The sequence below is a fragment of the Streptomyces sp. A01 genome (assembly GCF_059026195.1).
This window is the reverse complement of record NZ_JBWLKN010000038.1, coordinates 35,044-56,749: the sequence shown is the minus strand read 5'-3', so window position 1 is coordinate 56,749 and position 21,706 is coordinate 35,044. Positions and strand designations below refer to the sequence as shown.

The 21,706-nt window shown below is 72.8% G+C and carries 15 protein-coding genes; 7 read left to right on the top strand and 8 right to left on the bottom strand.

Annotated features, from left to right (window positions below; all coding sequences use genetic code 11):
- Nucleotides 1-273: 273 nt before the first annotated feature.
- Nucleotides 274-1,200: a phosphotransferase family protein gene (locus AC5P1B_RS32595; protein ID WP_493891611.1), complete on the top strand. Its 927-nt coding sequence runs from the start codon at nucleotides 274-276 to the stop codon at nucleotides 1,198-1,200.
- Between the two features lie 99 nt (nucleotides 1,201-1,299).
- Here AC5P1B_RS32595 and AC5P1B_RS32590 read toward each other — a convergent pair whose 3' ends face one another.
- Complete coding sequence (locus tag AC5P1B_RS32590) at nucleotides 1,300-1,914, bottom strand: hypothetical protein (protein WP_493891610.1); 615 nt, start codon at nucleotides 1,912-1,914, stop codon at nucleotides 1,300-1,302.
- A 320-nt stretch (nucleotides 1,915-2,234) separates the two neighbouring features.
- Here AC5P1B_RS32590 and AC5P1B_RS32585 point away from each other — a divergent pair, with 320 nt between their 5' ends.
- A complete protein-coding gene (locus tag AC5P1B_RS32585) occupies nucleotides 2,235-3,764 on the top strand; it encodes a helix-turn-helix domain-containing protein (protein WP_493891609.1) in 1,530 nt (509 codons plus the stop codon).
- Nucleotides 3,765-3,858: 94 nt separating this feature from the next.
- Here the strand turns inward: AC5P1B_RS32585 and AC5P1B_RS32580 are convergent, their stop codons facing one another.
- From AC5P1B_RS32580 to AC5P1B_RS32560, 5 genes are all read right to left on the bottom strand, one after another.
- Nucleotides 3,859-4,938 carry a Rieske 2Fe-2S domain-containing protein gene (locus tag AC5P1B_RS32580; RefSeq protein WP_493891608.1) on the bottom strand — a complete coding sequence of 360 codons (1,080 nt, stop codon included), beginning with the start codon at nucleotides 4,936-4,938 and terminating at the stop codon, nucleotides 3,859-3,861.
- A gap of 256 nt (nucleotides 4,939-5,194) precedes the next feature.
- The gene (locus tag AC5P1B_RS32575) at nucleotides 5,195-9,775 is read right to left on the bottom strand and encodes a cation-translocating P-type ATPase (protein WP_493891607.1); all 4,581 of its coding nucleotides are present in this window, start codon (nucleotides 9,773-9,775) and stop codon (nucleotides 5,195-5,197) included.
- 357 nt (nucleotides 9,776-10,132) lie between these two features.
- On the bottom strand, nucleotides 10,133-11,947 hold the full coding sequence (locus tag AC5P1B_RS32570; RefSeq protein WP_493891606.1) for an alpha/beta hydrolase: 1,815 nt from the start codon (nucleotides 11,945-11,947) through the stop codon (nucleotides 10,133-10,135).
- A gap of 101 nt (nucleotides 11,948-12,048) precedes the next feature.
- Nucleotides 12,049-12,447, bottom strand: a complete 399-nt coding sequence (locus AC5P1B_RS32565) for a RidA family protein (RefSeq protein ID WP_493891605.1) — start codon at nucleotides 12,445-12,447, stop codon at nucleotides 12,049-12,051.
- Complete coding sequence (locus AC5P1B_RS32560; RefSeq protein WP_493891604.1) at nucleotides 12,444-13,565, bottom strand: acyl-CoA dehydrogenase family protein; 1,122 nt, start codon at nucleotides 13,563-13,565, stop codon at nucleotides 12,444-12,446. The genes AC5P1B_RS32565 and AC5P1B_RS32560 overlap by 4 nt, the downstream gene beginning before the upstream one ends.
- Before the next feature lie 136 nt (nucleotides 13,566-13,701).
- Here AC5P1B_RS32560 and AC5P1B_RS32555 point away from each other — a divergent pair, with 136 nt between their 5' ends.
- From AC5P1B_RS32555 to AC5P1B_RS32540, 4 genes are all read left to right on the top strand, one after another.
- Nucleotides 13,702-15,321 carry an AMP-binding protein gene (locus AC5P1B_RS32555; RefSeq protein WP_493891603.1) on the top strand — a complete coding sequence of 540 codons (1,620 nt, stop codon included), beginning with the start codon at nucleotides 13,702-13,704 and terminating at the stop codon, nucleotides 15,319-15,321.
- 4 nt (nucleotides 15,322-15,325) lie between these two features.
- A complete protein-coding gene (locus tag AC5P1B_RS32550; protein ID WP_493891602.1) occupies nucleotides 15,326-16,303 on the top strand; it encodes a PaaX family transcriptional regulator in 978 nt (325 codons plus the stop codon).
- Nucleotides 16,304-16,380: 77 nt separating this feature from the next.
- The gene (locus AC5P1B_RS32545; RefSeq protein ID WP_493891601.1) at nucleotides 16,381-16,752 is read left to right on the top strand and encodes a VOC family protein; all 372 of its coding nucleotides are present in this window, start codon (nucleotides 16,381-16,383) and stop codon (nucleotides 16,750-16,752) included.
- Nucleotides 16,753-16,957: 205 nt separating this feature from the next.
- Nucleotides 16,958-17,263: a hypothetical protein gene (locus AC5P1B_RS32540; RefSeq protein WP_493891600.1), complete on the top strand. Its 306-nt coding sequence runs from the start codon at nucleotides 16,958-16,960 to the stop codon at nucleotides 17,261-17,263.
- 46 nt (nucleotides 17,264-17,309) lie between these two features.
- Here the strand turns inward: AC5P1B_RS32540 and AC5P1B_RS32535 are convergent, their stop codons facing one another.
- A complete protein-coding gene (locus AC5P1B_RS32535) occupies nucleotides 17,310-17,960 on the bottom strand; it encodes a DUF4232 domain-containing protein (RefSeq protein ID WP_493891599.1) in 651 nt (216 codons plus the stop codon).
- Between the two features lie 365 nt (nucleotides 17,961-18,325).
- Here AC5P1B_RS32535 and AC5P1B_RS32530 point away from each other — a divergent pair, with 365 nt between their 5' ends.
- Nucleotides 18,326-19,192, top strand: a complete 867-nt coding sequence (locus AC5P1B_RS32530) for a DUF8017 domain-containing protein (RefSeq protein WP_493891598.1) — start codon at nucleotides 18,326-18,328, stop codon at nucleotides 19,190-19,192.
- Between the two features lie 181 nt (nucleotides 19,193-19,373).
- Here AC5P1B_RS32530 and AC5P1B_RS32525 read toward each other — a convergent pair whose 3' ends face one another.
- Nucleotides 19,374-21,704, bottom strand: coding sequence for a bifunctional salicylyl-CoA 5-hydroxylase/oxidoreductase (locus AC5P1B_RS32525; RefSeq protein WP_493891597.1), 2,331 nt, complete (start codon nucleotides 21,702-21,704; stop codon nucleotides 19,374-19,376).
- Between the last annotated feature and the right edge of the window lie 2 nt (nucleotides 21,705-21,706).

Below are 21,706 nucleotides of genomic sequence, written 5' to 3'. Positions count from 1 at the left end.
AGGAGTCTCCCGTCTCAGCCAACCAAGTCCCACCAGGTCAAAAGCTCGTCGACGACTAGATTCCTTGAGACAGGTCAGTAGCGCGCGCCCTTGCACGGACGGCCTCCGCACCTGTCCCCCCGCCTCTCCCCTACCGCTGACGCCTCTCCCCTCCCGCCGAGCGGGCCCTGGCACGATCTGAGGCCGTCGAAATGACTGGTCCGCCGCTTCGTGCCCCTGTTAACGTGACCGCCGTGACGCACGGCGACATCAGCACCTCTGGTTCCCCGACGCGTGGCCGAGGCGGTCCTGCGCGAACATGGAGCAGACCTTGCCAGCGCCGAACACGGCCGGGGCTGGACCAACGCCACGTGGCTGGCCGATGAGCTTGTCGTGCGTGTCGCGACCAGGCCGGGAACAGCGGATCTGCTCCGTGAGGAACGCCTGGCGAGACTTCTTCCCACGGAAGTCGGCTATCCCGCCATCATCGACGCGGGCGTCCGGCACGGTCATGAGTGGGTGCTGACCCGGCGAGTGGCCGGAGAGAACCTTGAGGAGGTCTGGCCGTCGCTGGACCCCACAGCCCGGTCACGCGCCATCGAGCAGATGTGGGAACGAGCCCGTCACGTCCACCACGTCGACGTGGCCGCCGCCGCACGGCACGCCCGCTCCCGCTCGCCGTTCTTCTCCCCAAGCCCGGCGCAAGCGACGGCCGGCCTCAACCGGCTCGTCACCGCGGGAGAACTCACCGCGCCCCAGGCCAAGGGGCTCGGCCGGGCACTCGACCTCTTCTGGGCCGCCCTGCCCAAAGCGCCCAAGGCGCTGAACCACGGCGGCTTCTGCACACCGAACACCCTGTGGCACGACGGCCGGGTCGTCGCGCTGCTCGACTTCGAATTCGCCGTCGTCGCACCGCTCGCGATCGACCTCAACGAGGTCGTCAAGATGGCCTTCGCACCGGGTGACCCCGACGAACGCGCGCCACTGCGGGACGTGGTCCGTCGCATCGCCACATCCACGCTGGACGCCGCGGGCGGCCCCGACGTGCTCGTCGGCTACTCCATCATGCTCGAAACGTGGGTGCTGGAGAACGAGCTGGCCGCGGAAGACCCCGACGAGACCGACCGCGCCAACGCCACGGCCATGCTCACGGCCTTCGCCGAGGAGGACGGTGGGTACTTCGCACCGCTCCTCGCCGATATCCGGCAACGGGACCGCTGAGGACGCTTCAGCGGCTTCCGAGCCGGTGGTGAGGCGGTGACGGTGGCGCTGGCGGCGGCGGTGACGGTGGTAGCGGTGGGCTGGGGGTGACGCCGGGGGTTACTTCACGCCGAAGCCGCCGGAGAAGGACCCGGCGTTCCACATGGATGAGCCCACCTGGTGGTAGGCGTCGAAGAACGCCACGGCCCCGGACGGGAGGTTCTTCGGGACCTTGACCGTGAAGACCACCTTGGAAGAACCCGCCGGGGTGGGGCACTTGAAGCCGGTGCCTATGCCGATGTTCTTCGGGTCGTCGAAGGCGACGCACTTCTTGTCGGGCTTGGCGGTCAGGCCCGGGTGCGGGCCGTTGGCCCACTGGGGACCCATCTCGCCGACGTGCACCCGGTCGAGGTAGACCCAGATGTGCCCGGCCTCGGGCGAGTCGACCGTCACGGTCACCTTGGTCTTGCTGCCCGGCTTGACCGGCACCTCGTTGCGGGTGACCCGCACCTTGGAGATCTCATCCGACGCCGGGGCGGCGTGGGCGGCCCGCTGGCTGGCGGGGAAGCGCACGGCCGAGGCGCTGTCGCCCGACGTCTTGTCGCCGGCGGCACCGGCGCTCGGCACCGCGAGGAGGCCGAACAGCACGGCACCCGCGCCGACCGCCGCACCCAGGGTCCGGCGGGGGCGACTCGTCAGAACAGTTCGCGTACGGCGGGCAAGGGAAGGGCGCATGGGGAGACCTCTTTCGAGTAGCGCGGGGAACGACTCGCATCCGTGTGGCCGGTGAATCTCAGCCGGGCGAAACGCTAAGAGCACGCCAAGTGGCGCGGCAATGACAGCCGACAGGCAAATGCTTGCCTCGGGGCGACTCTTCGCGGGACCCCGCCGAAGGCGTCGGCCTCGCGGGCGCCGCTCCCGCGGGACCACCGAGCCGCCGGAGGTTCAGCGGTCGGCGCCAGGCGCGCCGGGCCGGACATCCGGGCCCGGCCTGCGACGCGCCACGTCGGCCAGCCAGCATGACCTCATCTCATATCTGAGATAACATTGAGCCCATGACAGACGCCTACCTCGCCCGTATCGGGAAGCTCATTCGCGACGCACGTCAGCACCGTGGCTGGACGCAGTCGGAGCTAGCAGAGGCGCTCGGCACCAGCCAGAGCGCTGTCAACCGCATTGAGCGAGGAAATCAGAACATCAGCCTTGAGATGATCGCCCGCATCGGTGAGGCGCTCGACAGCGAGATCGTGTCCCTCGGTTACGCGGGACCGATGCATCTGCGCGTGGTCGGCGGCCGCCAGCTGTCGGGCTCCATCGACGTCAAGACGAGCAAGAACGCCTGTGTGGCGCTGCTGTGCGCGTCGCTGCTCAACTCGGGCCGTACGACGCTGCGCCGGGTGGCCAGAATCGAAGAGGTCTACCGCATCCTGGAGGTGCTGGGCAGCATCGGCGTCCGCGCCCGCTGGATCAACGACGGCAACGACCTGGAAATCGTGCCCCCGGCCGAACTCGACCTGGACGCCATGGACCTGGACGCCGCCCGGCGGACCCGTAGCGTCATCATGTTCCTCGGCCCGCTGCTGCACCGCGTGGACCGGTTCCGTATCCCCTACGCCGGTGGCTGCGACCTCGGCACCCGCACCGTCCAGCCGCACATGACGGCACTGCGCCACTTCGGCCTTGAGGTCACGGCCACCGACGGGATGTACCACGCCGAGGTCGACCGCGACGTCGCCCCGACCCGCCCCATCGTGCTGACCGAACGCGGCGACACCGTCACCGAGAACGCGCTGCTCGCCGCCGCCCAGTACGAGGGCGTCAGTGTGATCCGCAACGCCAGCTCCAACTACATGGTGCAGGACCTGTGCTTCTTCCTGGAGGAGCTGGGCGTACGGGTCGAGGGCGTCGGTACGACGACGCTGACGGTGCACGGCGTCGGGCAGATCGACCGCGATGTGGACTACGCGCCGTCGGAGGACCCGGTCGAGGCCATGAGCCTGCTCGCGGCGGCCGTGGTGACCCAGTCGGGGCTGACGATCCAGCGCGTCCCGATCGAGTTCCTTGAGATCGAACTCGCCGTGCTGGAGGAGATGGGCCTCGACTACGAGCGGAGCGCGGAGTACCCGGCGAACAACGGCCGTACCCGGCTGGTCGACCTGGCCGTCAGGCCGTCCAAGCTGAGTGCGCCCCTCGACAAGATCCACCCCATGCCCTTCCCGGGGATCAACATCGACAACGTGCCCTTCTTCGCGGCCATCGCGGCCAGCGCGCAGGGCTCGACACTGATCCACGACTGGGTCTACGACAACCGGGCGATCTACCTCACCGACCTCAACCGCCTCGGCGCCGGGGTCAAGCTGCTCGACCCGCACCGGGTGCTGGTCGAGGGCCCGACCCGGTGGCGCTCCGCGGAGATGATGTGCCCGCCCGCACTGCGGCCCGCCGTGGTGGTGCTGCTGGCGATGATGGCGGCCGAGGGCACCTCGGTGCTGCGCAACGTCTATGTCATCAACCGGGGGTACGAGGACCTGGCGGAGCGGCTGAACTCGATCGGCGCGCAGATCGAGATCTTCCGCGACATCTGAGCCGGGCCTGCCGCCGCACGCCCTCGGCGCGGGGCGCACTCCGCACAGCGGGAACGCACGGGGCCCTGGCGGCTGAGCCATCCGGGCACGTTGGTCACGGCTGATGCCCCCTGGTCGCCGCGAGCTCGGGGGCGTCGCTCTCCGATGGGGTGTAGAACTGCCGGGACCAGCGCCGGAACTTGGTGATCGGCCCGTCTCCCCTGGTGAGCCGGGGCCGCTGTGCGTACCTGCGGTGCTCCCAGATGGGGAAGTCCTTGCTGGTGTCGTACCAGAACAGCGCGGTGAGCGACCGGGCGGTCAGCGCGGCGAGGGCCTCGGTGGCCCGGCCGTCGCCGAGTCTGGTGAACCGGGTGCTGATCGCCAGGCGCAGGTCCACATGGGCGGCGTCCACGGGGGTGGGGCAGAACCGGGTGCGGACCTGGATGCCGAGCTGGGGCACCTCGATCTCCGTACAGCCCACGCCGACGCCCTGGACCACGACCTTCGCCTTCGGCGAGACCGCCGACGCCCACGCCGACTTCTTCGTGGACTTGGCCGCGAAGAACCGGTACGTCGCCCCCATACGCACCCCGTCGAACCACGGCTCCTCGATGACTTCGTGGCCGATCCCGTGCACCGGCAGGAAGTGTCCGTAGTCCACGATGTTCTCCAGCACGTCCTGCGGATACTCCACGAGTGCCCGGACGGTGCTGTGCGGCTTGGAGAAGCCCTCGGTCGGCCGCGGGTCGATCTGCCAGGACGGCGGTTCTCCCAGCGCGTGCCGCCACACGAAGACCAGGCCGTCCACTTCGCAGCACTCCATCGTCGACAGACGGGCCTTGGGCGGCGGCGGAGTGCCGTACCTGGTCTTGAGACAGGCCCCGTCCGGGCCGTACTCGAAGTTGTGGAAGGGGCAGACGATGTTCTCGCCGCGTACCGTCCCGCCGTAACCGAGGTGGGCGCCCATGTGGGGACAGTGCGCCCCGGAGGCGCACAGCCGCCCGCTGGCCGTGCGGTACAGCACGACGTCCTCCTCCATCAACCGCCGGGTGAGGACCCTGCCCCGCCGCAGCTCGTCGCTCCCGGCCAGAGCGAACCAGCCGTTCGGGTAGGGCCCTTTGGGCTGGAGCCGCGCCATCGACGGCGGCAGGCCCGCGGGCCCCTCGTCGAACCACCCTGTCTTCCTGTCCTTCATGCCGTACCTTCCCTCGCTTCGGGCATGCCGCCCCGGCCAGACGCGACCTTCTCGATCTTGGTAGGACTCCAGCCGCGGTCTTCACAGCGCGCGGCAGTGGGTTTGGGGGCGCGCGAGGCGCGCGCACGGGTGCCACCCTGCCCTCCACCGAGCACCGTCGGCGGGATGCACGCGCGAGGCGCGTGCACGGGTGCCACCGCGCGAGCCGGACACTCATCCGGGTGCCGGAGCGAGCTGTCGGCGGCGCGGCGCCCCCTCATGACGCCACAACGTGCCGACGGGCCAGGTCCGTCAGGGTGCGTTCGAGGGGTGCCAGGGTGTGCGGGCCGATGGCGGCGACGGTGATGGCGGCGGCGACTCCCGCCCAGGCCAGCGGGCCCAGCGGGGTGCAGCCGAAGAAGTGGCTGAGGACGGGTGTCTGCACCAGGGCGGCCAGGGCGATGGCGGAGCCGAGCGCGGTGGCCAGGACCAGGGGGCTGCGGCGACGGCCGGTGAGGGTCTGGGCCAGCTGGGCGCCGACCAGGCCGCACAGGGCCATGGTGCTGGTGCGGCGCGCCGTTCCGGGGGTGAGAGCGCCGATGAGCCATGCCGTACCCGCGCCGAGTGCGGTGATCAACCCCCGCTGACGGATCTGCCGGGTCAGTGGCTCTCCGAGGGCGGCGATGGCGACCGGCGACTGCGCGGCATCGGTGTGCTGGGGAGGTTCCGGGTTCGGCTCGTCCTGCGGGGTGACCGCCACGGCCATGGCGGGGAACATGTCGGTCAGCAGGTTGACCAGCAGCAGTTGACGGGTCGACAGGGGCGAGGCGCCGGAGACGAGGGTGCCGACGACGGCGAACCCGACTTCTCCCGCGTTGCCGCCGATGAGGATGCTGATGGCGTCGGCGACACTGCGCCACAGGGCCCGGCCTTCCTCGACGGCGGCGACCAGGGGGGTCAGTTCCTTGGTGGTGAGGACCAGGTCGGCGGCGTTGCGCGCGGCGGCGGAGCCGCGTACGGCGATGCCGATGCCGATGTCGGCGGCGCGGATGGCCGCGGCGTCGTTGGCCCCGTCGCCGACCATCGCCACGACCCGCCCGGCTTCCTGGAGGGCCTCGACGACCTGGAGTTTCTGCTCGGGCGCGACGCGGGCGATGACGCCGCACCCGGCGAGCAGCCGGGCTCGTCCGGAGCGGTCCAGGGCCGCCAGTTCGTCCCCCGTGGCCACCGCGACGTCCTCCGGCCACCCGAGGCCGACCGCGATCGCGCGGGCGGTGCGGGGGTGGTCGCCGGTCAGGATCACCGGGCGTACCCCGGCGCTGATCAGGTCGGCGACCAGGGGTTCCGAGCTGGCGCGCGGGGTGTCGGCCAGGGCTACGAAGCCGACCAGGCGGAGCCCCTTCAGGGGGCGGCCGAAGAGGTCGTCCGTCTCGCCGGGGCTGAGTGCGCGCTGCGCCACGGCGAGAATCCGCAGGCCCTGGGCGGCCAGGGTCTGCGCCGCCTTGGGGGCGTCCGCACCGGCGCCTTCGCAGCACGGCAGGACCATCTCCGGGGCTCCCTTGACGACGAGCACAGGCGGGCCGTCGGCCTCGCGGCCGATCGCGCAGGCGTAGCCACGGCTGGCTTCGAAGGCCTGAGCGGCTGTCTGCTTCCAGTGCGGATCGGGTGGTGCGGCGGCCAGGACGGCTTCGTCGGTGGTGTGGGCGTGGCCGATCTCCTTGGTGGTCAGCGGGCAGGCCCGGGCCGCCACCCGCAGGACCGGGTCGGACGGTGAGCCGTCCGCCGCGTCGGTCCTGCCGTCCGCGGTGACCGTGTGGACCAGGCGCAGCCGGTTCTCGGTGAGGGTGCCGGTCTTGTCGAAGCAGATGGTGTCCATGCGGCCCAGCGCTTCCAGCGCCCTGGGGGTGCGCACCAGGACACCGTGGCGGCTGAGGCGGCGGGCCGCGGCCATCTGCGCCACCGTCGCCACCAGCGGCAGGCCCTCGGGGACGGCGGCCACCGCGACCGCCACGCCACCGCCGACGGCTTCGTTCACGGGCCGACCGCGCAGCAGCGCCAGGACGGTGACCGCCGCCCCGCCCGCCAGGGTGAGCGGCAGTACCTTGCGGGTCAGCTCGCGCAACCGTTCCTGCACACCTCCGGCGACCGAGCTGCGGGACGCCAGGTGGGCTGCCCGCCCCGCCTCGGTCTGGTCGCCGGTGGCGACGACCACCGCCTGGGCGTGCCCGGCGACGACGGTGGTTCCCTCGAACACCATGCAGCCGCGGTCCGAGACCACCGCCTCCGGGGTCGCGGCCAGCTGTTTGGACGCGGGAAGCGACTCACCGGTCAGTGAGGACTCGTCCACCTCCAGGCCGGTGACCTCCAGCAGGCGCGCGTCAGCGGGCACGACGTCACCGGTGCGCAGCTCGATCACCTCACCCGGCATGAGCTTGGCCGCCTCGACGGTGGCCGCCTCGCTGTCCGCGGCGGCGGCACGGCGCGCTTGCCGGCGCTGCCCCACCGCGAGCGTGGCCAGTGCCCGCTCGGCACGCAGCCGCTGCACACCGCCGAAGACGGCGTTGACTCCCATGGCACCGGTCACCAGCAGGGCGTCCACGGGCGCCCCCAGCACCGCGGACGCCGCAGCGCCGACGGCGAGCACCGGAGTGAGCGGATCGTTCAGTTCCGCCACCACCGCGGTGAACAGCCGCGCCGAGAGGCGTACGGGGGTGAAGACCGGCAGCCGCGCGATGGCCGCGGCCTGCTCGCTGACGGTGGTACGCAGCGCGCTGACCGGGCTCGGGGCGGGGCGGGCCGTGGCGGCCAGCCGGGCGACTGCCTCGTCGGGGTGCAGGGCGTGCCAGGGAACCTGGGGCCGTGGCGGGGGCACCGTCGTGGCGGCCACAGCGGAAGCCGACCGCCAGCCCACGAACAAGGCGGCGGCCGCCGCCGCGTTGACCGGGTTGATGCGGCAGCCCAGGGCGAACAGCGCGTGCCGGGGCCAGGACCTGCCCGTCATGACCATGAGACCGGACAGCGTGGCGCCTGCCTCGGCGAGGACCTTCGCCTGCCGGTCGGTCTTGCGCGCGGCGGGGACAGCCGCCAGCAGCCGCCACACTCCGGCCAGTCCGTCCAGGGTCAGGACGTCCGCTCCCCAGACCACCGCGCTGCTGTCATCGGTGACGGCCACGGCCAGGTCACTGGCCAGCAGCCCGTCCAGCACCTCCTGCCCCTCCGTACTCAGGTCCTGCCGCGCGGCGCCCTCCCCCGGCACCCGGGCGACGGTCGCCACGACGCGCCCCTGTTCACGCAGCCGCCGCACGACGTCAGCCAGTGCGCGCTCCCCCGTAGGGGCCTCGTCGGCCAGCATGGCGAAGGCCCCGAGTGAGGCGTCAGCCGGGATCACCACGTGCAGCCTGGCCCGGCGTGCCGCGTCCAGCACCGCGTCGGCCAGCGGATCGAGCTCCCAGCCGACCAGGACGGTGCCGATGTCCCTGCCGCGCGCCGAGGCGATCATCAAGCCGGTCTCGGCCGCTCCTTCGCCCGGCACCGGGCGCAGCCCGATCTCCGGTTCGCCGCTGGACGCCTCGGGGAACGCGTCCTGGTGCAGCGCGGCCGCGGCGGCGTGCCAGAGCCGGTCGTGGCTCCACCGTGCGACGCTGGGGTGCACTTCGAGTACCGCGCGCCGGTTGCTGCGCAGCGCGTCGGGGTGCAGTACGACGGTGTCCACGCGCTCCAGTTGGCGCAGCCGTTCGGTGTCGCGCACCAGCACGTCCTGGTGGGCCAGCGCGGTGCCCAGCGCGGCGGTGAAGGCCACCGGGCCGTACCGGGCGGCCTTCGGCGAGCCCGCCAGCACGGCCTCGGCCGCCTGTTCCGCGTTGCGGGCGAACAGCAGCGTCGCGGCCGCGCCCACCAGGCTCCCGGTGACGGCCTGGTCCGCGTACTCCTGCGCCGAGGACCGGCCGATCGATGGCCGGGGGACCCGGCGGCCCGACACGCTCGCCCGGTCCGGCGCGCACAGGGTGTCGTGCGCCGCGTCGAACGCGGCGGCGCGGGTGAGGGCCTCCACCACCTGGCTGGTCCGCAGGGCGGCGTCCAGCGCGAGGACACCGGGTGACTGGCCGAAGCCGTGGGCGGCGGCGTTGGCCGCCGCCAGCACCACCTCGGCCGCGGAGGCGCCCAGCCGGTGGCGGAGCACCGCCCGGACCCGCGAGTCCTCACGCAGCAAGGTCACGGCCGCGGTGACCAGCTTGGGCGAGCTCTTCAGCCGGACCGCCCGCGCCGTCACCGCCGTGGCGATACCCGCCACATCGCACACCAGGGCCAGCGCCCCCGACCGCACACCGCTGACCGCCCCCGGGTGCGCGCACCCCGGCGTGCCCTGCCGCTCATCCGGCCGCTCGTCGGCGTGTTCAAGACCGTGCCGTTCGGCCAACTCCAGGGCCTCGCGCGCGACGTGCTCGGTGAGAGCGTCGTCGGTGACCTGTACGACCAGCCGCGCCAGCCCGCCGTCCCAGTAGGCGCTCACCACGTCAGGCCGCCGCATCAGCGCGAGCGCCACCCGCTTCACCGCCGACTCCAGAGTGCGGGCGCCGCGTCCGGCGGCGCCCGGCCTCCTCCGCAACGCCACATGCACCCGGGAACCGGCCCGCCACATGTCCGCGCCGGGCGTCACGGTGTTACGGGCCACCCGGCCGACCCGGACCGCGGCGGCGGACACCTCCGCCGTGGTCCGGAACCCGGCTTCGACGGCATCGACCGCCAGCCGGGCCGCGGCGTCGGCCGACGCTACGGCCCGGCGTGCGGCCTGGACGGGGACGCCCAACGCGAGATCAAGCCCCGCTACCGGGAGCCGTGTCAGTGAGCGCAGCACCATGCCCTACCTTTACCCGAAATTTCCACCAGTCGCCCGGTCGCGTCCATCGCGCATTCACGTGTACCCCGACCCGGGCTTGTCACCAGGTGTGTGTCAGCGGGGCGCCACCGGGGCGGTCGGCCCACTGGCCGTCGCCGGACGGCTGACCGGCTGACCGTCGCCGGGCGAGCGGCCGTCACCGGCCGAGTGGCCGTCACCAGCCGAGCTGCGCTGGTCGGCTGACGCCGCGCCAGACAGAGCACGGAGCACGGAGCACGGACCACCGGGAACGGCGCACGGAGCCCGAGGAGCGGAGCACGGGGCATGGGGCACGGAGCCAGGGGCCGTGTCGTCCCCCCGCGTCGCTGGCGGCGCCGCTCAGGAGGCGAGTTCCGCTGAGCGCAGCAGTACGCCGAATCCCTTGCCCCTGCCGCCGACTTCGAGTGCCCTCAGCCGGGTCGTGTCGACTCCCTCGAACGCGCGGAGCGGCACCCGGATGGTCGAGATCTGGAAGTTCTCCGGGTCGGCGCCGCGCTGCACTCCCGTCAGGGCGGGGTGGCTCGCGGGGAGGGTGACCGTGGACGCGCGCCCGCGCGTGTCCCGCAGCGTGACGCGCAGCGGCATCCCGGCCGTGGCCTTCGTGGGCATCCCCCAGGGGCTGAGTTGGAGGGCCAGCGCCCGGCGCACGGCGCTGGCGCGGGGCAGAGTGACGCGTACGCCGCCGGACCTCTCCCAGCCCGCCCACTGGACGTGGGCGGTGTTCCGGCTGACGATGCCGCTCCCCGGCCGCGGGCAGGCGTCGGGGTGGTCGCGGGGGTCCATGGGCGGGTAGTAGCGGCAGACCCTGGTCCTGGCGTCGCCGATGGGCACGACGGGCTGCTGCCGCCGCTCCGTGGACTGGCGCGGGTCGAGGAGTACGACGCGCCCGCGGGCGGGGGTGTTCACCAGCCAGCGCGCCCAGCGGCCGTGGAAGGTGCCGGGCACCGGGGCGGCCGGGTCGGTGAGGTGGCGGGGGTAGCGGGGCGGCCCCGCGCCGCGATGGGTCTGGTGCAGCCAGTCGGCCGCCGCGCCGCGCAGCAGCCTTTCGTGGTCGGCGACCGTCGGGCACGCCTTGCTGCATACCTTGCGGTCGTCCTCGTGGTGGCGGCTGGCCTCGCGGTTGAACGGGTAGTGGCCGATGCCCCGTACCGTCACGGCGGCGGCGGGCGCCGTGCGCCGCTGGGTCACGTACCGCGCGAGGTGCGCGTTGCCCATCATGTTGACGTCGCCGTCGAGGCCGCCGATCACGGTCAGGTACGGCAGCCCGGGCGGCGGTGCGGGTGAGAAGTCCTGGCCGGGGAAGGTGTTGACGTCGTACGCGGGAGTCAGCGCGAACACCGACGTGAGGCGCGTCGGGGCGCCCGCCCGCCAGGTGCGGGCCATCGGGGCGATGCCGTAGGCCGAGCGGGAGTGCGCGATCAGCGCGGCGCGCGAGGTGTCGACGCGGCCGGTGAGGCGGGTGCCGAACGCCCGGTCGCCGCGTCGTACGGCGGCGGCGAGCTTGTCGCGCGTCGCGTCCATGACGCCCAGCCACGCGGCCTTCTGGTCGTAGCCGCCCACGATCTTCTGCCCCACGAACAGGGGCGCGAGGTCGGGTACGAGGACGGCGTAACCCTTCTGGGACAGCGTTTCGGCGAGGTAGCGCATGCCCCGGTCGTAGCGGCGCTCCTTCGTTCCCCTGGGGCAGGGGTAGGCGACCTTGCCCGCCGTGCAGCCGCCCGCCCGCATGTGGCCGACGACGACGAGCGGCGCGGGCCGGCCCGGGGACCGGGCGGGCACGGTGAGCATGCCCCGTACGGGGGTGCGGTAGCGGCCCGGGTCCCTCACGGGGCCGATGTCCAGGTTGCCCAGGTCGAAGTAGCTGACGGTGACCGAGTCGTCGTGACTGACCCGGGGCGGGGCGAGGCGGCGGCCCACCGGGGCGTGCGGACCCCTCGGCGGGTCAGGGGCCGCCTCGGCCCGGGGATCGCCCGTGATCGGCCCGGCCGCCGGGTCCGCGCCGCGCGCCGCCGGTTCCCCGGCGTCGGCCGTACGCGCGGGGTCGTCCGTGCGCTGGGCCTCGGCGGCTCCGGCCTCGGCGGGAAGAACGGCGGTCGCCAGGCAACCAGCCATCAGTAACGCGGCAGCCGCGACGGCGCGGGGGGATCTGGTCACCAGTGCCTCCTTTGGATAGATCCGTTTTTCCAGAGGAAGGCGGTGCGCGCCACCGGGGTACCGCCAATGGCGCGGGGCATGGACCCACGTGGCCCTCGCGCCTACGGCAGCATCGCGATCCCGTCCAGTTCGACCAGCGCCTGCTCGTCCCACAGCCGGACCACGCCGATCACCGCCATCGCCGGGTAGTCGCGGCCCGCCAGCCGTTGCCATACGCGCCCGAGTTGGGCGGCGTGCGCCCGGTAGTCGGCGACGTCGGTGGCGTAGACGGTGACCCGGGCGAGGTGTTCGGGCGCTCCCCCGGCGGCGCGCAGCGCGGCGAGGAGATTGCTCAGGGCGCGTTCGAACTGGGCCGGGAGCGGTCCTTCGACGACCTTGCCGCCGCCGTCGAGCGCGGTCTGCCCGGCCAGGAAGACCAGCCGGGAACCGGTGGCGGTGATGGCGTGCGTGAAGCCGGTGGCCGGGGACAGCTCGGGCGGGTTGGTGCGGTCGAGGGTCACCGGTAGAGCTCCTTCGCGATGATGGTGCGCTGGACCTCCGTGGCGCCCTCGTAGATCCGGGGCGCGCGCACCTCGCGGTACAGGTGCTCCAGCGGGTGCCCGTGCTGGAGGGCGCGGGCGCCGTGGATCTGGACGGCGGCGTCGACAACGTACTGGGCGGTCTCGGTGGCGAACAGCTTGGCCATCGCGGAGTGCCGTGCGATGCCGGGCCCGCCCGCGTCGCAGGCGGCGGCCGCCGCGTAGACCAGCAGCCGCGCGGCCTCGGTGCGGGTGGCCATCTCGGCCAGCTGGTGGGAGACGGACTGGAGGTCCTTCAGCGGCCCGCCGAACGCCGTACGCGCGCCCGCGTGCGCGATGGACAGGTCCAGCGCGGACTGCGCCATGCCGACGGCGAAGGCGCCGACGCTGGGCCGCAGCAGGTTCAGGGTCCGCATGGCCACGCCGAAGCCCGCGTCCACCTCGCCGAGGACATCGGTGGGACGGACGGGCACGGCGTCGAAGGTGAGGCTGCCGATGGGGTGCGGGCTGAGCATGTCGAGAGGCCGTCCGCCGAGCCCGGGGCGGTCCGCCGGAAGCAGGAACGCCGTGATGCCCCGGGACCCGGCATGCGCGGTGGTGCGGGCGAAGACGGTGTAGAAGTCGGCCTCCGGCGCGTTGGAGATCCAGCACTTCTCGCCGGTCAGCCGCCAGCCCTCGCCGTCGGGTTCGGCGGCGAGCGCGAGCGCGGCGGCGTCGGAGCCCGCGCCGCTCTCACTGAGCGCGTACGCGGCGACCGCCCGGCCCGCCACCACCTCAGGCAGCCAGCGGGCGCGCTGCGCTTCGGTGCCCGCCTGGACGAGCGGGTAGCCGCCGAGGCCCTGGAGGGCGAGCGCCGTCTCCGCCTCCGTGCACTCCATGGCGAGCGATTCGCGCAGCAGGCACAGGTCGAGGGCGCGCACCGGACCGTCGTCGGGGAACAGCCGCCGCAGCAGCCCCAGTTCACCGAGGGCGGCGACCAGCGGGCGGTTGACCCGGCCCGGGGCTCCGCGCTCGGCGAGCGGGCGCAGCCGCTCGGTGGCGAGGGCACGCAGCGTGGCACACCATTCCCGCTGCGGCGGGTCGAGAGCGAAGGCGGACACCGGCATCCTCCTCTATCGCGGCATGTTGACTGTCGTCACCAACACGTTACGCTGACGAAGCAGCTTCAGGGCAGGACTGCCGCACTTCCCCGCCCGGTGCCAGGCCGGACGGCAGGCCGTAGGGGGCGCATCCTCGATGGAGTTCATGCCGTCAGCCCACACCGACACCTTCGCCCGCGAACACCTGCCGCCCGCCGCCCAGTGGCCCACGCTGCTGCTCGGCCCGCCGGGCCCGGCCTACCCCGACAGGCTCAACTGCGCGGCCGAGTTGCTGGACGCCACCACGGAGCGGTTCGGCGCCGACCGGATCGCGCTGCGCGGCGGCGACGGGCAGCACTGGACGTACGGCGAACTGCGCGGCCGCGTCGACCAGCTGGCCCACGCCCTCACCTCCGACCTGGGCGTACGTCCGGGAAACCGGGTGCTCCTGCGCGGCCACACCTCCCCGTGGCTGGCCGCCTGCTGGCTGGCGATACTGAAGGCGGGCGGCATCGCCGTGACCGTGCTGGCCAGCCAGCGGCCGAACGAGCTGGCCACGATCTGCGCCATGGCCCAGGTGCGGCACGCGGTGTGCGCCGCCGACTCGCTCAGCCACCTTGAGGAGGCCGGTGTCCCTGGCCTACGCATCGCCGCTTACGGGTCCGACGAGCCCGATGACCTGCTACGGCTCGCCGCCGGGCGGCCCCGCTCGTACGAGGCCGTGCCGACCGCCGCCGACGATGTCGCCCTGATCGCCTTCACCTCCGGCACCACGGGGCGCCCCAAGGGGTGCATGCACTTCCACCGCGATGTGCTGGCCATCGCCGACACCTTCTCCGCGCACGTGCTGCGGCCACGCCCTGACGATGTGTTCGCGGGCAGCCCACCGCTGGGTTTCACCTTCGGCCTGGGCGGTCTTGTCATCTTTCCGCTGCGGGCGGGCGCGTCGGCGCTGCTCGACGACTGGGGCGGCCCGTCGAAGCTGCTCGCCGACATCGCCCGGCACCGGGTCTCTGTGCTGTTCACCGCGCCGACCGCGTACCGGGCGATGCTCGGGCTCCGCGGCGGCCACGACATCTCCTCCCTGCGCCGCTGCGTATCGGCGGGCGAGAACCTGCCCGAGGCCGTATGGCACGCCTGGCACGAGGCGACGGGGCTGCGGCTGATCAACGGAATCGGCGCCACGGAGCTGCTGCACATCTTCATCTCCGCCGCCGACGACGCGATCCGGCCCGGCACGACGGGGCTGCCGGTCCCCGGCTTCGAGGCGCGGGTGGTGAGCCCCGACGGCGCGCCGCTGCCCGACGGCGAACCGGGGCTCCTCGCGGTACGGGGCCCCACCGGCTGCCGGTATCTGTCGGACGAGCGGCAGCGGGAGTACGTACGCGACGGCTGGAACCTCACCGGCGACACGTACGTACGGGAACCAGACGGCTACTTCCGCTTCGTGGCCCGCGCCGACGACATGATCATCACCTCCGGGTACAACGTCGCCGGGCCCGAGGTCGAGGAGGCCCTGACACACCACCCGGATGTGGTGGAAGTGGCCGTCACCGGCCGCCCGGACGAGGCGCGCGGCGCCGTCGTCGTCGCCCACGTCGTCCTCGCGCCGGGCCTGCCGCGCGGGGAGGAGACGGCGGCGGCCTTACGGGAGTTCGCCGCCCGGAAGCTCGCCCCGTACAAGTGCCCGCGGGAGGTCCGCTTCCTCGACGCCCTCCCCCGCACCCCGACCGGGAAGCTACAGCGGTACCGGCTGCGCGGCGGCGATCTAGAGTGACCGCGTGACCGACCCGCTCGCGCAGCACACCCCGCGTTCCCTGATCGTCACGTACTACGGCGCGTACGGCCGTGGGCACGGGAAAACGCCGGGCGGCCCCGTGCCGGTGGCCGCCCTGATCCGGCTGCTCGGCGCGGTGGGCGTCGATCCGCCGTCGGTACGGTCCGCCGTTTCCCGGCTCAAGCGGCGCGGACTGCTCGTCGCCGCGAAAACAGCGGACGGAGCCGCCGGTTACGCCCCGTCGGACGCGGCGCGCCAACTCCTCGACGACGGCGACCGGCGCATCTACGGCCGCATCGGCGCCAGCCGCTTACCCACGCGGCCGGGCCCCGCCCGGCCGGACACCGCACCGCCCGCTTCCACCGTGCCCGACGGCTCCCCGCACACCGGCTCCCCAGAAGAACGCTTCGAACGGCCGGGCCCCGCAGGCCCCGGCCCCGTGGTCCAGGAACCGGACAGCTGGCTGCTGGCGGTCTTCTCCGTGCCGGAACACGAGCGCCACAAGCGCCACCTGCTGCGCTCCCGGCTCTCACGCCTCGGCTTCGGCACGGCGGCACCGGGCGTGTGGATCGCCCCGGCCCACCTGTACGAGGAGACCCGGCACACCCTTGAGCGGCTGGAACTCGCCCCGTACGTGGACCTGTTCGAGGGCGCGCACACCGGATTCGAGCCCACAGCGGAGTCGGTGCGCCGCTGGTGGGACCTGGACGCCCTGGCCGCACGGCACCACGCCTTCCTCGACACCCACGAACCGGTCCTGCGCCGCTGGACGCGCCGCCGGTCCCTCCCCCCGGCGGACGCCTACCGGGACTATCTGCTGGCGCTCGACTCCTGGCGCGCGCTGCCGTACGCCGACCCCGGGCTCCCCTCCGCCCTGCTGCCCGCCGACTGGCCGGGCGACCGCTCGGCGCGGGTCTTCGCCGCACTGCACACCCGGCTACGGGACGCGGGCGCGGAATTCGCCGCATCCCAACTCCGGTAACCACACGGCACGTGCACCCGGACCGGGGGCCCGATAACCGTTCGATCACCCTGCCCCCCACCAGGCACACTGCCGTCATGCCCATCGCGCTGCACCACATCGTCATCGACGCCCACGACCTGCCCGGGCTGGCCCGGTTCTGGGCCCAGGTGCTGAACTGGAAGATCCTCTCCGAACGCGAACGCGAGGTCGTGATCGGCCCCGACAAGACCGCCCCGGTCGGCATCTGCTTCATGCCGGTGACCGACCAGAAGGCCGGCAAGAACCGCCTCCACCTGGACCTGACGTCCGCACCGGAGGACCGGAACGCCGAGATCGAGCGCGTCCTCGCCCTGGGAGCACGCCGGGTGGACGTCGGCCAGACCGGCACCGAGTCATGGACGGTCCTCGCCGACCCTGAGGGCAACGAATTCTGCGTGGTCCGCCCGAAAACGACCCTCATCGGCTAGCCACTGCCAGCCGGGGCTGCCATGGATGGCGTGGTCACCCTGGTGCATCCACCTGTATTCACCGGGACATCCCCTCACGAGGGGAACGGGATTCCGCCCGGCCGGTGCCGCGGACAAAGGAAGGAGCGTGTCGCCATGAAGTGGCGAACCTAGCCGCCCGCCCGGAAGGTCCGGGAGCCCGGGCGGCGGTTCCGGAAGGAACGAGATGTCCCGTACGGACAGGACGAAGCCGTTGTGGGTGCGCTTCATGGAGCACCGTCCCCGGCCCGTCCACGATCACCGCTACGGCGCCTGCGATCTGCCGCAGAACCCGACGCGGGAGGACGCGGACACCCGCTGCCAGTGGGAACACCCCGGCATGCTGCTGTTCCGCCGCACCTGCTGTTCGGGATGCGGTGTGCGCTCCTGCATCAAGGAACGGCAGCGCATGGCCAGGGCCGGCAACCGCAAGGAACGCTACGCGGGCCGGCGCGAGGCGCGCCGTTTCGCCACCGGGCAGGACAGCGACTGACCCCCGCTTCACGCCAGGTCCGGCGGCCCCGGCCGCTCGCCGGGCGTCAGCCGATCTTCGGCGGCTGGTCCGCCAACGCCGTCACCTGCAGCCGCCCCCAGTCCACGACCCGGTCGAACCGCAGGGTCGCGGACCTGGTCTCGGCGGGTGGCGTGACCTTCAGGTATCCGGCTTCCACCGCGTCTGTGCCCGACTGGGTCCAGGCCATGTCCGCCCACGCCGAGTCACCCGGCTCTATGCGGACATTGGTCTTTCCCGGGTCCTTCGCGTACCAGGTAGAGCCCCATTCGGCCTTGGTGGGGAGTGCCTTGCGGTCCGCGCTTTCCAGCCCCAGGCCCGGATAGCCGCGGAGTACGCAGGTGTGGTCGGTGGTGTTCTTGAACCGCAGGTAGATGCCCGCGTGGCTCATGCCGTTCCGGACGCCGTCCGGCACGCCGCCCTTGTCCAGCGTCACCTTCAGTCCGCTGAGCTTGCAGGTGGGGGTGGCGGCCGCCACGACTGTGGCACGGTCGTCCGCCGAGCGGCCGTTGGCGCTCGCGCCGCTCGTGGCCAGCCCGGTGGTCAGCAGCGCCGCGGCCACGACGGTGACCCCGGCGGCGGTGCGGGCGGTACGGGCGGCATGCGCGCCGCGCGACGCGGCAGCGGCCCCGGTGCTGGTGGTGCCCGTAGTGCTGCTCGTAGTGCTGGAGATTCGCATGATCGGTTCGGCTCCTCCTTGTGCTGACCCGGAGTTCGAGTTCCACCCGGGATGGCGGTGTTGGCACTGTTACGCCTATCCGTACTTGTGATGACAAAAAGCGGACATCAACGGATGGGCCTATTTCAGGCCAAGAGCAGGAGTTCCCGGAGTGCGGTGCTCACCGCCCGCCCCGGCTGTGCGCTCCCGTGCGCCGGGAACGCCGCGCGAGCGCCCCGCCGCGCCCACGTCGCGCCCACGTCGCGCCCGTAAGATCACCACAGGTCACGACTGATGCCGTCATTCCTGTCGGCACCCGGGCGGCCCCGCCGCCCTGGCACCCTCCTGCCGGGCAGGAAGAAGCGCAGACCACATAGGGTGCTGGCATGTCTCGGTCACACAACTCTCAGCAAAACCTTCAGCCCCATCAGCACCAGCAGTCCGCCCCGGTGCGGCGGCGGCGCCACAAGACGCTGCTCGCGGCCGCCGGTGTCGGCATAGCCCTCGTTCTGAGCGGATGCAACGACAACGGCGACACGGCCACGGACGACAGCTCCGGCGCGGCGAAGTCCAAGGCGCCCTCGTCCGGGGCATCCAAGCCGTCCTCTCCTGGCGCGGCGGACCCCTCCGGCTCGGCGAACCCCTCGGCTGACAAGCCGCTCGTCGCGGGATGGCAGACGCAGACCCAGAAGAAGCACCACTTCCGCTACGACGTGCCCGCCAGGGCCGCCAAGTGGAAGGTCCTCCCCCAGGACACCGCCCTCTCCTACACCGGCAAGGACGGCAAGCCGATCGTCGTCATGACCGGTGTCGCCAACTTCCGCGAGGGCGGCTGCGAGTCGAGCCCCAACCCCAAGGTCCTCGGCGAGGCGGGCAAGGGGCAGCTCGCGACGGTCGGCACCACCGGCGGCGGCAAGGACGGCACGCTCCAGGAGAACGCCCGCAACTGGGCGGGCAACTGGGGCTTCGCCGCGTACGGTGGCCCGGACCACAAGCCCAAGATCGAGGTCAGCCAGGCCAAGCCGTGGAAGCAGGGCGGCATCGAGGGTTACACGGCGACCGCCAAGGTCACCGTCACCAACCGCCCGAGCAGCTGCGTCCCCCCGACGGCCGTCGTGCACAGCATCGCGCAGAAGCTGCCCGACGGCACCATGCACGGCTGGGTGATCTACGCGGACCAGGGCGTCCCGAACGCGCTGACCGGCGCCGACATCAAGAAGGTCATGAAGACCGTCCGGTCCACGGCCAGCTGACGCCCATCGGGCCGGCACAGCCCTGAGGACCCCCACACCGGAAGAGCCTGGCACAGCCCGGAAGAGCCGGACGAGCCCGCCGCCGCGAAGGCGGCGGGCTCGCGGCTTCCGGCGGCGTCCCGGGCGGACCGGACCGGCTCAGGACCGGCTCAGGACCGGCAGGACCGGTAGGCGTCCTCGGTTACGAGCCCAGCGCCAGGCGTGGTTTGGGGCCGTCGACCCGTCCGGTGGGTGGTCGGCGGCTGCCCGCCTGGTACTGCGCCGGCCAGGGCGCCGCAGGCCCGCTGTAGCCCTGTTCGGCGGCGGCGTGCAGGGTCCAGTGCGGGTCGTAGAGGTGGGGCCGGGCCAGGGCGCAGAGGTCGGCGCGGCCCGCGAGGATCAGGGAGTTGACGTCGTCCCAGGAGGAGATCGCGCCGACAGCGATGACCCGTACGCCCAGCTCGTTGCGGATGCGGTCGGCGTACGGGGTCTGGTACGAGCGACCGTAATCGGGCGTCTCGTCCGGTACGACCTGGCCGGTGGACACATCGATGGCGTCGGCTCCGTGGGCGGTGAAGGCGGCCGCGATGGCGACCGCGTCGTCCACCGTGGTGCCGCCGTCCGCCCAGTCCGTGGCGGAGACCCGCACCGTCATGGGCGCGTCGGCGGGCCAGACGGCCCGTACCGCGTCGAACACCTCCAGCGGGTAGCGCAGGCGGCCCCGCAGGTCGCCGCCGTAGCCGTCGGTGCGGTGGTTGGTGAGCGGGGACAGGAAGCCGGAGAGCAGATAGCCGTGGGCGCAGTGCAGTTCGAGGAGGTCGAAGCCCGCGCGGGCCGCGCGCCGCGCCGCGTCGGCGAACTGGTCGCGTATCTCCGTCAGTCCGGTGGCGTCCAGCGCGTGCGGTGTCTGGCTGACGCCGGGACGGTAGGGCAGGGCGGACGGGGCGACCAGCGGCCAGTTGCCGTCCGGCAGCGGATCGTCGATGCCCTCCCACATCAGCCGGGTGGAGCCCTTACGGCCACTGTGGCCGAGCTGGACACCGATCGCCGCGCCCGGTGACGCGTCATGCGCGAAGGCGACGACACGTCGCCAGGCGCTCTCGTGTTCCGCCGTGTACAGGCCCGCGCAGCCTGGCGTGATCCTGCCGGTCGGGCTGACACAGACCATCTCGGTCATCACCAGTCCGGCGCCGCCCAGCGCCCGGGCGCCGAGATGGACGAGGTGGAAATCGCCGGGCGTGCCGTCCTTGGCCGAGTACATGTCCATCGGGGACACCACGACGCGGTTGCGCAGCGTCAGGCCGCGCAGCCGCAGCGGCGTGAACATCGGCGGTGTGCCCGGCGGCACCGCCGCCTCACGTTCGACGGCGGCGACGAAACCGGCGTCGCGCAGCCGCAGGTTGTCGTGGGTGACGCGACGGCTGCGGGTGAGGAGGTTGAAGGCGAACTGGCGCGGTGGCTGACCGAGATATCCGGCCAGCCCCTCGAACCATTCCAGGCTCGCGCGGGCCGCGCGCTGCGTCGACGCCACGACGGGGCGCCGCTCCGCCTCGTACGCGGCCAGCGCCTGCGCCACACCGGGCTGCTCCTCCAGGCAGGCGGCCAGCGCCAGCGCGTCCTCGACGGCCAGCTTGGTGCCGGAGCCGATGGAGAAGTGGGCGGAGTGCGCGGCGTCACCGAGCAGCACGATCGAGCCATGCGACCAGCGGTCGTTGACGACCGTACGGAAAGCCGTCCAGGCGGAGTTGTTGCCCCGCAGCGGCCGCCCGTCGAGGGCGTCGGCGAAGAGCTTCGCGCAGGCTTCGGCGGACTCCCGTTCCCCGCACCGGTCAAGACCGGCCCTGCGCCACACCTCCTCGCGCGCCTCGACGATCACGGTGCTCGCGCCGGTAGCGGCGGGCCCGGCGTGGCGTCGCGCACCGGACTCCGGCGGCGGCTGGGCGTACGGGTAGCCGTGCAGTTGCAGCACTCCGTGCTCGGTCTCTGCGATCTCGAAGCGGAACGCGTCGAACGCGAAGTCGGCGGCGAGCCAGACGTAGCGGCAGCGGTGGGTGGTCAGCCGGGGGCCGAAGGCGGCGGCGTGCGCGGAGCGGGTGGCGCTGTGCACGCCGTCGGCGGCGATCACCAGGTCGTGGTCGCGGGCGAGCTCGGCGGCGGGCGGAGCCGAGGTACGGAAGCGCAGCCGCACGCCCAGGGAACGGCACCGCTGGTGCAGGATCTCCAGCAGTCTGCGGCGGCCGATCGCCGAGAAGCCGTGCCCACCGGACGTCAGCACCCGTCCTCGGTGGACCACGTCGATGGTGTCCCAGCGGACGAACTCGCGGCGCAGCGCCTCGTAGACGACGGGGTCGGCGTGTTCGATCCCGCCGAGTGTCTCGTCGGACAGGACCACCCCGAAGCCGAAGGTCGTATCGGCCGCGCCACGCTCCCAGACGGTGACCTCGCGCTGGGGGCGCAGCCGCTTGAGTAACGCCGCCGCGTAGAGCCCGCCGGGCCCGCCGCCGATGACCGCGACCCGGGCGGCCGTGGTCACCG

Bases quoted from the DNA above. Each gene is read 5' to 3' on its own strand.
- AC5P1B_RS32580 (WP_493891608.1), bottom strand. From the start codon at position 4,938: ATGAAGGACAGGAAGACAGGGTGGTTCGACGAGGGGCCCGCGGGCCTG.
- AC5P1B_RS32585 (WP_493891609.1), top strand. From the start codon at position 2,235: ATGACAGACGCCTACCTCGCCCGTATCGGGAAGCTCATTCGCGACGCA.
- AC5P1B_RS32535 (WP_493891599.1), bottom strand. From the start codon at position 17,960: ATGCGAATCTCCAGCACTACGAGCAGCACTACGGGCACCACCAGCACC.
- AC5P1B_RS32575 (WP_493891607.1), bottom strand. From the start codon at position 9,775: ATGGTGCTGCGCTCACTGACACGGCTCCCGGTAGCGGGGCTTGATCTC.
- AC5P1B_RS32530 (WP_493891598.1), top strand. From the start codon at position 18,326: ATGTCTCGGTCACACAACTCTCAGCAAAACCTTCAGCCCCATCAGCAC.
- AC5P1B_RS32555 (WP_493891603.1), top strand. From the start codon at position 13,702: ATGGAGTTCATGCCGTCAGCCCACACCGACACCTTCGCCCGCGAACAC.
- AC5P1B_RS32590 (WP_493891610.1), bottom strand. From the start codon at position 1,914: ATGCGCCCTTCCCTTGCCCGCCGTACGCGAACTGTTCTGACGAGTCGC.
- AC5P1B_RS32540 (WP_493891600.1), top strand. From the start codon at position 16,958: ATGTCCCGTACGGACAGGACGAAGCCGTTGTGGGTGCGCTTCATGGAG.
- AC5P1B_RS32545 (WP_493891601.1), top strand. From the start codon at position 16,381: ATGCCCATCGCGCTGCACCACATCGTCATCGACGCCCACGACCTGCCC.